Here is a 13,626-nt window from a genome sequence, read left to right on the forward strand (position 1 = left end):
GCGTCACCTAGACTAACGCAATCCGTCGACAAGCTTAACTTGCCTCCTTAACCGCCAAGCCCTCCGCCGCGGCCTGATATTCTTCGATTTTGCCGTTTAAATAGTTCTGCGCTCGGTATTTATTGAAGTCCTGCACATCACTTTTAAACATGTGCACGTGCCTAACCCCTTGGTCTGCGAGCTTATCAATCTGCTTTTGATAGATTTTCCCGCCTCGCGGAGTGTACAAAACGTATTTCTGATTGCGCTCTAAATAAACATACAGATTAAACTCAACGGATTCATCGGCTTTGATGTCCCCCAAAGAAATCGCTAGCATCATTTCGCTAGCGGATTCTTGAAAGTGAGCCTTGATATCGGCATGGGGAAAAAATGCCATGGCAACTTCTTCGCCGTTGTGAACGGATTTTCTTAAAAACTCGGCACACTCCACGGCCCAATCTTCAAACGGCACCTGCTTGATTTTAATTTGCATGGTGTCTTTGCCGTTATCGACTTGCTCCCCATTATCCGAAAGGAATTTAAATAATTTTTCGCGGACACGATCAATAAACTTTTCATCCATTTTTCTATCTTGAGCCATCGCCGCGACCAGATACCCCGAAAATCGGGTGGATTCAATCACGATGCAGGCCACGTTGCTAGCCTGTTCGATAAATTGAACTTCCTCTGTGGTTTTGGCGCCTCTTACGACCGATTTCTCTAAGGCCTCTTTGGTTCCTTTTAAAATAATCGAATCGCGTTGATTTTTTGTTGTCGGTGAAAGCTCATCATCCGAAGGAAGGTATCCACCTTGCTTGAGCCCTTCATGGGGTGGACGATATCCGGGAGGTTTATTTTTACCTGCATTGGGATCTTGGGAGTTGTGATGAAGCGGCCCTTGAGTTTGACGGCCCCCCGCTTGAGGATTGTAATGTCCGACATGCGAAGGATCATAATAGGAACCACCGTTATCAACATCATCACCCATTAACTGCGCCAGCAGACTTTGCGCGCTGACGTTTTCACCTTTGATGCTGATGACTTTCTCTTCGCTCTCACCAAATTTACCGCGTTCCAAGTTTTGGCCAGCGGCAAGCTTGCGTGATTGATCTTTATAGAATTTATTGACGGTTCTTTCGACCGCAGGACCCGTCGCCGGCGGGTTTAACATATACTCGGCACGAGTTTCTGCTAAGGCTTTAATAGAAGCCGGAATCGTCTGTTCAGCAAACATAATCACGCAACAGGGAAATGCTTGCGGTAACACCTTTGCAAGTTTGCGCACTTTTTTATTGGGATGATCGACACTGATCATGACAAAGGCCGGTTGATTTTGCACCATATAGGCCAGAGCATCTTTGAGCGCAATGGTGGAAAAGAGTTTCCACTCGCGGTTTTTTAAAAAGTTCTCTACGCCCGTCAAGCCTTGCGCCTGAGACTTGATGATTAATAAGGATTTATTTTCGCTGCCGCCCGAAGAGTCCACCACAACGTCCTTAAGTTAAAAAGTCTTTACTAATAACAGAGAACTTATCGGGATTTGAGGCTGAATATTCAGCCTTGCGAAGAATATTTCCAATTATTAAAATTCTTGAATATTTTTTCTTGGGATGAAGGTCTGGGTTTTCAAGTTTCTCAACAACTAGCTTTAATTTTGTTTATAGTTTTACAACTTCGGCATTAACTCCCTCATTTTAAGACCCGAAAAGATAGCATGATAAACATTAAGTACTTTTCTATTTTGCCCGTCCTTTTACTATCATTAACTCCACCTGCCTTCGCCACGGACCCCTTTGCTGCCGTTGAGCACATTCAAATGCCAAATGGATTGCAAATCTTCTTAGCCCCCAGCAAAGAAGCCACCTTAACGTCGATACGCTTAGAGGTGGGTGTAGGTACGCAAGCCGAAGAGGGCGATCTTATTGGCGTATCTCATTTACTAGAACATGTTTTGTTTCGCGATAAAAATCTTGCCGATGAAATGAGTTACCTACAGCTTATTAAAGAAGCTGGCGGAAGTGCGAATGGTTCTACAAACTATCGAGAGACGGCTTACTTTGGCTCCATCCCCGCAGCCAAAGGCACTTGGCTTTTTGAAACTTTCAGCAAAATGATTTTGCAGCCTAACTTTGAAGATCGATACGTTCAAAAAGAAAAGTCCACCATAGAGCTAGAACGGGGACGCCCCAGTCCAATTGAGGAAACTATTGGTTTTAGTCTGTGGTCACTACTGCGCCCCTCTTACTTAGATAAAAAGGGCTTTTGGGAGTCTGAATTTAATTATCCCAGCAATAAAGACTATACCCTTTTGCAAGAACAGCTTTCCACGCGCAAGTTAACAGCTGAACAAGTCGAAAATCACTATCATGACTATTACTATGCAAAAAACATGAAGCTTTATATTGCCGGCAAATTTGACCGCGCGCAGATCATAAAAGAAATCGATAAAAATTGGCGCTATCTGCAGGCAACAGAAGGGAAAATCTTACCGCCCTTACCTACAGGTTCCCCGCGCAAGTCCCCTTACGTTCGCACATCTATTAGTCCTGAGCCCAACGTCTCCTTAGGATCTAAAATCTGGGGTGCAACGGCAGAAGAGACCGCCGTGCTTGAGTCCTTTTCAAGCTATCTTGCCCACCGGATGATGAAAGAAATCCGCAACTCTAAAGGTCAAACTTACACCGCGTATGATAGCAATAACATGCACCGCGGGGCGGGATATATTTCTGTAAGTTTTGTCACGCCGAAGGAGTTCTTTAAAGAGAATTTAAAGATCGCCCGCGATTATTTCGATGAAGGGCGTAACGGCAAAGTCTCTGAAGCGCACGTGAAAGAAGCGCTAAACCTGGCAGTTTCTGAATACAATCTGCGCGGCAAAGAGGCTGAGGATATGTTAAAAACAGCTAAAGCCTATGCCGATCAACTGACTGATTTTGGAAGCTTTCAATCACCTTATGCGGCTCTTCTCACGATGACTCCAGAAAAATACAATCAGATATTAACAAAGCATCTCGTCCCCGAAATGAAGTACGAGTCGCTGACAGAACCGCCATTGTTTTTCCATTATGATCAGTATCTCTTATATGCTCTTTCGCTCGTATTTATTTTTATGGGTTTCCGGGCTTTGCTAACACAACAATTCCAACACGACAAAATTCGATGGGTGCGTAAGGTCGCTTACCCCTCCATTAAGATCGCAGAAGGAATTGCATTTGCTATCGCGATTGTCATGTATTTGCATGTTCAATACTTAGTGGATCTGGCCTTTGAAAAAGATTTTATGCAAAAGCATATTTTCACCAGTCAGTACCTTTACATTGTGGTTTCAGTGTTTGCGCTACTGGCCGTCGCTCAAGGGGTGTATTCATTGATGCCCCGTAAGCTCATGGTTCACGATCAAGCTTTGTGGATTAAAAGTGTGACTTATTACTCTCAACAAATTCCTTTAAGCGAAATTTCTAAGGTCGAAGACGTACGTTTAATCACTTCACCATCACTCAAATTATTTTGGGCCATCAAGTATCGCTTTTATAACTTCTCTCCGAAATTTTGGAAGAAGGGACTGGCGATCACCTTAAAAAATGGCAAGGCCTACTACTTTAGCATGAATGATGCGGGCAAGGCGGCGGCAGAGCTTAAAGGCCTTATGCAACCACAACCGTCCCTGGACCGGTTGCAAAAAGCTTCCTAAGGCTTGATTTGATCTCGTGGCAACGCAAAAAATAGAATCACACTTCCGATGAGGGCTGCCACCAAAGAGCCAAAAACAATGCCTGTTTTTGAATACACCTCAATACTCTCAGGCAATGCCAGGGCCGAGATAAATAAGGCCATGGTAAATCCCACGCCGCCCAAAAATCCAAGTCCCAACATTTGCGACCAATTCACGCCCTGCGGCAATGAGGCCCATTTCGTCTGCACGAAAATTCTTGAAAAAAGAACGATGCCCAAAGGCTTCCCGACGACCAGTCCCAACAATACTCCTAAGTGAACTGGATGCCTCACCATTTCCGACATGGAAAAACCCGAAAGGGAAATTCCCGCGTTGGCAAAGGCAAATACCGGCATGATGGCGTAACTCACCCACGGATGCAGCCAGTGCACCAGTTGATCCAGGGGTGAATAAGTCGCTTGATAGTCTTTAGAAATTTTAAACGTCAGCGGTGTGGCAAGCCCCAACAGCACCCCCGCGATGGTTGCATGAACGCCGGAATACAAAACACATCCCCAAGCGATGACTCCAAGGACGGCATAAAAGAAGTAATTTTTAACCCCACTTTTTTGCGCGCCAAAAACAAAAGCAAAAATAACCAGCGCGCCCAGTAAACCTGCAAAACGGATTTCATGAGTGTAGAATATGGCAATAACTAAAATAGCCCCCAGATCATCCACGATGGCCAGCGCTAATAAAAAAACTTTTAACGCCAAGGGCACTCTTTTGCCGAACAGACTTAAGATACCGATCGCAAACGCAATGTCTGTTGCCATCGGAATTCCCCAACCCGTAACGCCGCCCCCTTGCAGATTAAAGATTAAATATACCGCGGCCGGAATCAGCATTCCGCCCACAGCGGCGGCCATGGGTAAAGCCGCTTTTTTTAAAGAGCTCAACTCGCCCGCGACAAATTCTTTTTTTAGCTCCATCCCGATCACAAAAAAGAATATCACCATCAAACCGTCATTGATCCAATGCTGCAGGCTAAGGCCCAAGATATCCATTTTTAAAAAATCAAAATACGTGCTTGCCAAAGAACTATTGGCGACCACCAAAGCCAATACCGCGGCCATCGCCAGGATAATTCCTGATGACGCTTCCATTTTTAAGAATGTCTCGATGGGTCTTCTCACAATTTTAATCACTGAACGGCGCATAAGTTACTTCTTTCTTCTTTTTTCAAGAAAGATAAAAAGAATGATAAATATGATAGCGGGAATAATAATAAAAAGAAGCGGAATCAGCTTGGCGCTAATATCGGGCATAGGAGTCTCCATTTTTTTATAAAATGGCGACCCTACCATCGAACTTACTTTTGACTTGGATAAGTCAAAACCCTTTTATTCAATTAGTCATATTATGGCTGATCAGAGGTAATTTGTCATCCCAAATCCGATGATCGCACCTGCAAGGACCAACCAAGCCGAGTTCACCTTAAATCGCACTAATAATATTGCAGAGAAACATGCCAAAAGAGCCGTGGTGACATCAATGACCGAACTTTTTGCCAAGAAAAAGGCCGTCACTGTCATGACCGCTAAAGAAGCGACATTGACGGCATCAAGAACTGACGAAGCCAATCGCGATGCGCGCAAGCGCGGTATGAAGGGAGCTGATATCGCCACGAAAAAAAAGGCCGGAAAAAATATTCCTAAAGTGGCAAGGACTGCGCCCGCGGGACCGGATAAAACGTAACCAATAAATGTCGCCGTGGTAAAAACCGGCCCCGGAGTAAACTGTCCCACCGCCACCGCGTCTAACAATTGGGCTTCGGTCAACCAATGCCAGTTATCAACCAAATCAGCTCTTAAAAAAGCCAATAGCACATAACCACTGCCAAACAGAACCGATCCGACTTTCAGAAAAAATAAAAAAAGTTTTTCATTTGAAAATGGCAAGAGAGCCGCTGATGAAACAGCTAGCGACGCCGCCGCCAGCGTGCCTTCATTTTTTCCCGGGATAAATGCAAAACCTGAAAGAGCCCCTTTGCTTCGATATAAATAAAACGCGCCAGCAATAACACCAGCGCCAAAGATGGTCGTAAGCTCCCCGACCCCGGCGGCATTTAAAACAATGGCGGTCACACCTAAAGCCGCTAAAAAGCCGGATTTAACTGCGGACTTACTTAAGCTCCAAATCGCTTGGAGGACAACGGCGATGATCACGGGCTTAATGCCATACATGATGGAATGTAAAGCCGGCAGATTTCCGTAAGTGACATAAACCCACGCAACGGCGGACACGATCATGACGGCCGGAAAAATAAATGCGACACCTGCCACGATCAATCCACGCCATCCGGCCCGTTTGTGGCCGATATGAATCGCAAGTTCAGTGGAGTTTGGGCCAGGAATAAAATTGGTGGCGCTTAAAAGATCTAAGAACTCTTCTTGACTGAGCCACTTGCGCCGAACGACCACTTCATTTTGCATCATCGCAATGTGCGCCGCCGGACCGCCAAAAGCGGTGGTGCCCAGCTTTAAAAAGAGCCAAAATAATTCTTTTAAAATTTTCGTATTAGTGCGCACCGATCGCCAGATTGAAATCAAATTCTGAAATCGCTTCAATGCCTTCTTCTTCCAGAATGTCCTGCACCACGATTTCAGCATCTAACAACTGGTTTACGTTGTCGCTGACAAAGCTCGTTTTAAAGATGACTTTCTTTTTAGAATCTTCCGCGCCGATCACGGCCACACAGCCTTCAAGGCCTGTTATAAAAACCCCACCCAGCTCTTCGGCTGCGGCGTTAAGTTCTTTTAAATGCGTCTTAATAAGTTTTGTGGCTTCGGCTTTGAATGCTTGCATGCGGGGTAATATACCTGGCTTGGTTTTATTTGCAATATGCGCGGCGCATTGTTTTTGAGTCTATCTCCTTTAAAAATGCATTAAAAGGAGTTTTCATGACCCCGTATGTTTACCACTTTAAGCCTCAAGGCATGTTTGGTGATCGCCTTTTTCCTTTAAACCGATTGAAAGACCAGCACCCGGCCGTGTACGAAGAGCACGTCAAAAAATACAAAGGCCGCGAACGCCTTCTTAGCCGAGAAATTCCTTTACTGAATTGCCTATGGAATGACGTCCTTCATATCTCCCCGATCCATCCACAACTCGTCATGGATACCTGGCGCGCCGAAGGACTTTATCCTGCGACCCGCCCCGCAGTGCAAATCGAAGTCTACAAGATCCCGGTGGATCTTTTGACTGAAGACACCACCGCTTGTTACCAGTCCTTTAATTTTGATTATGAAAACTACCAACCAGAAAATGAAAAGTTTTGGGCGTTTAAAAAGTCTGATTATGCAGAACAAACCGAAGTCTCTGCAAAACAGATTGAAATTTGGACATCCGACACCGCCAAGGGTCGACGATTGTTTTGGTACAGCCATACGATGCACGTCCTAGCGATGCAGGAGATTGACGTGGCAAATTGTGAGCTCATTACCTGCACTTAGTCCTGCCTGTGTATCATCGCGAGCCAATAACAATCTAACGTATTGACAAAATTTCTATCTCGGACAATAATTATCCGAGATAGAAATGGAGACAAAATGCCAAGACTTAATTATTTCGCCCTTGCTATGCCGGCCTTTCAACACTTAGGAGCGTTGGATCAATACTGCAAAAAAAGCTCTGTCGATCAGACCATCATGCGCCTGGTGCAGATTTATGCGTCTCAGCTTAACGGCTGCGCTTTTTGCGTGGACATTCATTGTAAGGAAGCTAAAATTGCAGGCGAGCGCGAGCTAAGAATTTACCATGTGCCCGTGTGGGAAGAGTCCCCGCTTTTTTCGGATAAAGAAAAGGCCGCTTTCGAGTGGACCAAAGCGGTGACTTTAATTAATCAAGGGCCGGTTTCTGATGAGTTGTTTCAAAAAATGCAACAGCACTTTAGCGATCAGGAGATTGTAGATCTTAATATGCAAATCGCATTTATTAATTTATTCAATCGCTTTGCCGCGACCTTCAAATCAGTCCCAGGTGAAAGAGATAAAGTTTTAGGCCTGGAGAAAGCGAATCTTTCGTGATTTTAGGAAATCAGGTCGAGTGGGCCCTTCACTGCATCATGATCTTAGGGAGTGTCCCTGAGGGCAAACTGTTAAATTCAAAAGCCCTCGCCGAATTTCACGGAGTTCCTAAGGAATATCTTTCAAAATGTTTGCAACTATTATCGCAGGCCGGATTGGTGAAAACCACTTCCGGCCCTTATGGTGGATACAGCTTGGCAAAAACCCCGGATAAGATTTCTTTTTTGGATGTGGTTGAAGCGGTAGAAGGCACGACCAAAACTTTTAAATGCAACGAAATCCGCAGAAACAATCCCTGCCTTGCAAAGTCCGACCGCAAGTTTTCAGGCCTATGCGGTATCGCCGCCGTCATGCACGAAGCCGACGAAGCCTGGAGGCAATCGCTTCGTAAACGAAAACTTTCTGATATCACTGATTATCTTGCCGATGGGGTTAGCAAGGAAACCATGAAGAATTTCGCAGTGTGGATTGAGGAGCATTGATCTTAAAAAATGCGGCGGCACAATGAAGGTGTTCGCGCGATGATGCCTGGTAAGAACACCCGTTGAGCTGGCGTTAAAAACTTCACATAGGGATCAAAGGCCAATCCTGTTTCGGTGACATACTTGTAAAACGCCTCGGCCTTGGCTTCTTCGCTCATATACACGTTAGGAATTTTAACCTCGATAGATTTTCCAAGTGATTGGATGTGTTTGATACGTGCCTCTAAAAGTTCGGTTTGAATTAAAAAATCCAAGCTGCTTTCTTGCCCACGCATTGCGCGGATTTCAAATGTCTGAATAAGCAAATCAAAAGCTCGGTCTCCGATGCGATTGACGTTAAATGCCTGGTACTTAGTAGAAGGTGCCCAATCCTGCATGATCGTGACATTATAAACTTCTTTACGAACGCGTCTGGCAAAAGTATTGATGGATCTAATTTTACCGGCATCGACATCCGCACAGATTTGCGCAAACGCATCACGCTGGGCTTGCGGCAACATTCCCAACGGCGGAGCATTCGCCCGGTCGGCAGAAAAAATACCCATCGCAAGTTCCGGATGGTTAGAAAAATCCACCATAAAATTCTTTAAAAGTTTCACCGCCGCAACGCCATCCCCCAGGGCTGATACTGCCCCAATATGGATGTGACTGCCTGCCCAGTGTGTTCCCATGATTTCTGAAGCCGGCAATAAATCAACCGACGCCGCCGTATCAAAAATATGTTTTTGAATGCGATCCTGGTATAATTTGATTTCCGCAACGGTTGAAGGTTTTGTTTGAACTTCAACCACCGCGGGGTCGGTCGCGATATCAAAGTACCAACCATCGGGATAAGTGACGCGATAAGTTTTAACACCGTAACCGTTTTCTTTGGCTTGAATATAGCAATTAGCACAAGCGTTTCTAACCGCTTTCATCATACGATCCCGGGCCGCTTCGCTTTCAGGACTGTTCACATAGCTGCCTTGGGCCGTTCGGTCGATAAGGTCATTGGTAAAATTAAACTCGGCCCCGAAGGTGGCTTGCGCCCAGGCGCTTGAGCTAAAGCTTGAAAAAGCTAAAATAAAGCTAAGCAGGGATTTTGGGCGAAACATGGAGCCTCCGGTTACCGTTCTTAGAAGCAAGAAGTATGCTGTTAATCGGGTCCATGGGGTCATCTGTGGTGGATTTCGATGTTTCGCTTTGAGACTGTGCCGAAAAGGGCGTTGGCGTGTCTAATGCTTGGGGTTTTTTGAGCAAAAAGGAAACTAAGGGCAATCTATCACACTTCTGATGGAGTCAACTAAAGCATTTTCGTCTGTCCTGAGATCTAAATGCAGATTTATCGTTTTAACTAAAACACTTTCATCAGAACCGGAGATCCTAAACATCTTACTAACCTCAAACCCTTCCTGAGGATAAAGAAGAATCGGAATGATCTTGGAGCTCTCGGAGTGAATTTTGGTATATGCAAGTATCTGATATACGTCTGAGTTACGAATTCCATAATGAGCCTTAGAATTGGTTAGAATTTTATACTTTGTGTCTAATATAAATCGTCGTCCACCTTTAGTCTCAAGATAGATATCACTGAACGTCGAAAATCCTGACTTTCTTATGAATCCATTCTCAGAAAGCAAATCACGTTCATGCGAGACAAGCTTTTTGTGCTTTTGATAAATCACATTATCAAGGCCAAGGGCTTTTTTATTGGCGACAATGACCTTGTAAATATATTCTTCAAACAAATCATTCATATCAAAAACAAAAGAGAACATTTCTGTGCTCTTTTGTCTAAAGGTGCATACGGACCTTTGCACAAACATTTTAGCCAACTCAAACACCTCCTGAAACGCTCTTTGGTGATTTGGCAAAACAACGGCCTCTACCGAGGAACGATCAAAAGTGCGTTCACTTACATCCGGAAGAAGTTTTATGACCTTATTAAGATTTCTGTACGAATCTGACGAGCGCGTTATATCTTTCAAAAAATTCGCGACAAATAAAAATAACTGATTCAATGGTGTATCTTGATTAACTTCATCGAAACGGCAATACACTCGGGACTTATTAACTAAATTTCTCTTACGATCTTCTTTAAATAGAATCTTCCCCCTGATAAATGGAAGATTTTCTTCGACCGATGAGTACCCCAAAGGTCTTTCGAACAATAAAAGACTTAACAAATCATCGGCAAATATTTTAATAAAAAATTCTAAAAAATTTCCTATGTCTTTTTCAAGTAACGCCAGAGCCGACTTGTGATATTTGAAGTCATGGCATACCGAAAGCATATGAATCAAATTATTTCGAATGTGCGAATCACCTTCTCCATTGGAAATGAGCTTAGGAAGAATCTCAAACTGAATATCACGGGAAACAACCACTCCTACATAATTTTTGGCCTTTATCGAAGTTGGTGAAACACTAAAAATAGATTCATTCGGTACTATAGCTGTGGATAGCTTCTCCATCGCCTTAGGAAAAGAATGATGATTGCTAATTTCACTCAAAGATGTGGATATACGTCCATCAAACTTAGATATGAATCCTGAGTATTCATAAAAGGTGTAAAGTTTAGGGTTCAAGATGCCAGTTTCCTTATTAGTTCAGAAAATTTCTCATCTGACACGTCTTCCATTCTGATCCAATCGTAGCTTCTGCCGTCGTCTTCTTCTCCCCAGATAGATTCATCGACAAAATCATTAACTATTTCCTTAAGCTTGTTCCAGTCTCCGTGAAAATACTCTGACAGCATGGGCATAATTTCTGTGAACCAAACTTTTTTGAAATCCGTTAGATCACTAATCCGCTCTTTCATCAAAAAGCTATGGCCTAAACGATAATCTCTACCTATGAACATTGCGATCGACCTATTTAGGTTATTAAGAACCTGCCTAATGGGCAAACCATCAACTTGCTCAGGCACTAGAGAATAATTAGGATTTAGCTCTACAAAAGAGAAGCGTCTTCTCAAAGCGATATCCATCATTGCGATCGACCGATCCGCGGTATTCATTGTCCCAATTATGTGTAGATTCTTGGGCACCACAAACTTTTGCTTTGAGTACGGCAGCTGAACTTTTACGCAGTTAGCCTCACCTTCCCGCTTACTTGACTCTATTACGGTAAGCAGCTCCCCAAAAACTTTCGAAATATTTGCCCTATTAATTTCATCGATGATGAAGACATACTTATCTTCGTCCACGGCCTTACTTGGGGACTTACCGACCAATGCAAGCACGTCTGAGACCTTAGCACTTTTCATCCTATGAACAGATGGCGTCATTAATTTATTGCCACCATTTAGATGAAGAACTTCGTGAACCTGTTGATCAATCCACTTCACTTTTCTTGTATGAGGATACCCAGGATTATCAGGTCTAAATTCATAGTCTCCAGTCACAATACCGATAGCTCTAATAGATGTTTGAGAATTAAAAACACAAATAATATCATTGATTTTCATCTCTTCAACAAACATCGTAAGTTGCTGTCTTCCTGCCGAATCGGGATGAGCATCGTAATATTCATTTATATCGTTTCTAGAAAAGTCGACATGATCAAAGCTCAGCATCGCGAGCCCCTTGCGCATCGCATTTTCAAACGTAGCGGGCTCAGTTCGACTTCCCAACGAAAGACGCCAAACTTCAGATGATTCAGTTACCCCCTCAAAACGGCCCGCAATAGACCTGTTTCGCATGTTATCCACAAAATCTTTAAAAACTCCGTCTCGAAGTTCATACTGGATAGACTTGTCCTCGCCGAAGCTTGGAAAGATACCTTCCATAAACTCTTCATACGAATATGAAGAGTGAAAAGTTACAAAACCAATTTTTTTAAGTTCTCTAAGGTCTTCAAACCGACTCATAACCGCTCTGTGAAGCTCTTTAGGGTCACTGATCTGTGGCAATCTACCATCGATAATTTCCACAGCTTCATAAGCAGTACGAAAAGTCTTTCCTGTTCCTGGGGGGCCATAGAATATTTGATTCAGCGGTTTCTTCATTTGATTTTCTACTCTTTCTTGAGGAGCTATCTCATTTGGTTTCACACCTCCTGGGATTGGGGTTAGTACCGACCCAGTGCTTTCTTGGTAAAGAGTATTTAGAATATTCACGAGTTCCCGAGGAGCTTCTGTTAAATAGGCACCTTGATTCAAGGAAAGGTTTTTATTGAAAAATAGGTTTTTGTGCTTGTCTAATAACATTCGAAGGATTGACTCAAATCGTTTGCTTAAAATGAGCCCCCTAGAAATCGGTGGCTTTAGTCTTTCAAAGCCCTTAAGAGGGATGCGATACGCCTCCTCGCCCTGCCACTCTGTGCCCTCTATCCCTTCAAACGTATCATCAACTACATTGGCAACCTGAGATATACCCGTTACGGCTTCATTATTCGTCAAATGAAATACAATATCCCCAGGTTGAACTTCTCTCATTACACTGTAAATATCGCGACCATCCTTAGAGAGCTGAGGCGACCAGAGCGCCTTGCCAACTGCATCTGGCCCTACTACGCGATCAGGCCTATCCTTCGTTATAGTTTTCTCAACCCAATAACGTCTAGAAGGTGTCGCACCAAAGTCAAAACTGTCCACCTCATCTCGGGTCAAAATGAGGTCTCCAAATTGCCGCAAAAATTTTGGCAGCTCATTGGTACTTTTAGGAATTTCAAAGAAAACATTATCACTTCCCATTTTCTCTGAAAATTTGGAAATTCGATCGCTGTTCCAAACGTCTCTTTTCTTCGGAGCATAGTTCCAGATCAATTTACCATTTTCGACTTCATGAATTTCAAAGAGTGGCCCTATTTTTTTCCCTGTGTAAGCTACCAGATAATAGTTCCCATCTTCACGCCACTCGATGAAAAGAATATGAAATATCTGATTGCCACTTGTTACCTTTACCGCCCCCATAAGCGGCTTATCGTCAGCCCAGGTATGAAAGCCTTTTAAAGGCCGACCTTCTTGGATAACTTCCACAGCTAACTCGGGTGTGTTTTTATGTCTTTTAATTAGTTGGAAAATCTCTGATGCTTTTTTGTGATCCATTTCTTGTTTATCGGAATTCGGGCCAGATTATATATAGGACCTACGTCGATCAGAGTTTAAATACAAAACAGTCGATCAAGAAATACAATATTAGGAATAGCTCCTAGATATTTAGACCATCGCGAAGAATAAATATCTTATGCTTAGAGAAGAATTAAAATAACCGTGTCCGTTTTTTATTTCTAGAATCAATAACCAAAACAAAATGTTAAATTTCAGTTAAATAATAATTTGAACCAAACTTTGTTAAAACCTTAAAAAATGCTAAAGCAAAAATTGATTAATCCGATAAATTCTTAGTGACGGGCTTTCACGAAAGTGAATTCCGTAGGAAGTTTCTAATGGCGAAATATGTTCCAAGTATTTAGACAATTGCTTTTTGCATTTAATGAT

11 protein-coding genes are annotated in these 13,626 nt (G+C 43.3%); 4 read left to right on the plus strand and 7 right to left on the minus strand.

The genetic code is table 11. The features are described 5' to 3' along the window. Nucleotides 1-34: 34 nt before the first annotated feature. A complete protein-coding gene (locus AZI86_RS00380; RefSeq protein WP_061833116.1) occupies nt 35-1,468 on the minus strand; it encodes a hypothetical protein in 1,434 nt (477 codons plus the stop codon). A gap of 228 nt (nt 1,469-1,696) precedes the next feature. Between AZI86_RS00380 and AZI86_RS00385 the strand changes: the two genes are divergently transcribed. Continuing rightward, on the plus strand, nt 1,697-3,673 hold the full coding sequence (locus tag AZI86_RS00385; RefSeq protein ID WP_061833117.1) for a M16 family metallopeptidase: 1,977 nt from the start codon (nt 1,697-1,699) through the stop codon (nt 3,671-3,673). Here the strand turns inward: AZI86_RS00385 and nhaA are convergent. The 3 genes from nhaA to AZI86_RS00400 form a co-directional block, all read right to left on the minus strand. Then, the gene (gene nhaA, locus AZI86_RS00390) at nt 3,670-4,854 is read right to left on the minus strand and encodes a Na+/H+ antiporter NhaA (RefSeq protein ID WP_061833118.1); all 1,185 of its coding nucleotides are present in this window, start codon (nt 4,852-4,854) and stop codon (nt 3,670-3,672) included. The two genes, AZI86_RS00385 and nhaA, sit on opposite strands and share 4 nt — an antisense overlap. A 210-nt stretch (nt 4,855-5,064) precedes the next feature. Continuing rightward, complete coding sequence (chrA, locus tag AZI86_RS00395) at nt 5,065-6,225, minus strand: chromate efflux transporter (protein WP_216635879.1); 1,161 nt, start codon at nt 6,223-6,225, stop codon at nt 5,065-5,067. After that, nucleotides 6,215-6,502: a hypothetical protein gene (locus AZI86_RS00400; RefSeq protein WP_061833119.1), complete on the minus strand. Its 288-nt coding sequence runs from the start codon at nt 6,500-6,502 to the stop codon at nt 6,215-6,217. The genes chrA and AZI86_RS00400 overlap by 11 nt, the downstream gene beginning before the upstream one ends. A 95-nt stretch (nt 6,503-6,597) precedes the next feature. Between AZI86_RS00400 and AZI86_RS00405 the strand changes: the two genes are divergently transcribed. The 3 genes from AZI86_RS00405 (at nt 6,598) to AZI86_RS00415 (ending at nt 8,204) form a co-directional block, all read left to right on the plus strand. After that, entirely contained in the window at nt 6,598-7,149 is a 552-nt protein-coding gene (locus tag AZI86_RS00405) for a hypothetical protein (protein WP_061833120.1), read from the plus strand. 96 nt (nt 7,150-7,245) lie between these two features. Continuing rightward, nucleotides 7,246-7,722 carry a carboxymuconolactone decarboxylase family protein gene (locus tag AZI86_RS00410; protein WP_061833121.1) on the plus strand — a complete coding sequence of 159 codons (477 nt, stop codon included), beginning with the start codon at nt 7,246-7,248 and terminating at the stop codon, nt 7,720-7,722. Beyond that, nucleotides 7,719-8,204: an RrF2 family transcriptional regulator gene (locus tag AZI86_RS00415; protein ID WP_061833122.1), complete on the plus strand. Its 486-nt coding sequence runs from the start codon at nt 7,719-7,721 to the stop codon at nt 8,202-8,204. The genes AZI86_RS00410 and AZI86_RS00415 overlap by 4 nt, the downstream gene beginning before the upstream one ends. Before the next feature lie 2 nt (nt 8,205-8,206). Here AZI86_RS00415 and AZI86_RS00420 read toward each other — a convergent pair whose 3' ends face one another. From AZI86_RS00420 to AZI86_RS00430, 3 genes are all read right to left on the minus strand, one after another. Then, on the minus strand, nt 8,207-9,298 hold the full coding sequence (locus AZI86_RS00420) for a hypothetical protein (protein ID WP_061833123.1): 1,092 nt from the start codon (nt 9,296-9,298) through the stop codon (nt 8,207-8,209). 153 nt (nt 9,299-9,451) lie between these two features. After that, complete coding sequence (locus tag AZI86_RS00425; protein WP_061833124.1) at nt 9,452-10,771, minus strand: McrC family protein; 1,320 nt, start codon at nt 10,769-10,771, stop codon at nt 9,452-9,454. Continuing rightward, nucleotides 10,768-13,233: an AAA family ATPase gene (locus tag AZI86_RS00430; protein ID WP_061833125.1), complete on the minus strand. Its 2,466-nt coding sequence runs from the start codon at nt 13,231-13,233 to the stop codon at nt 10,768-10,770. The genes AZI86_RS00425 and AZI86_RS00430 overlap by 4 nt, the downstream gene beginning before the upstream one ends. Nucleotides 13,234-13,626: the final 393 nt, after the last annotated feature.

Origin of the sequence: Bdellovibrio bacteriovorus (assembly GCF_001592735.1) — a bacterium.
GTDB lineage: Bacteria > Bdellovibrionota > Bdellovibrionia > Bdellovibrionales > Bdellovibrionaceae > Bdellovibrio > Bdellovibrio bacteriovorus_D.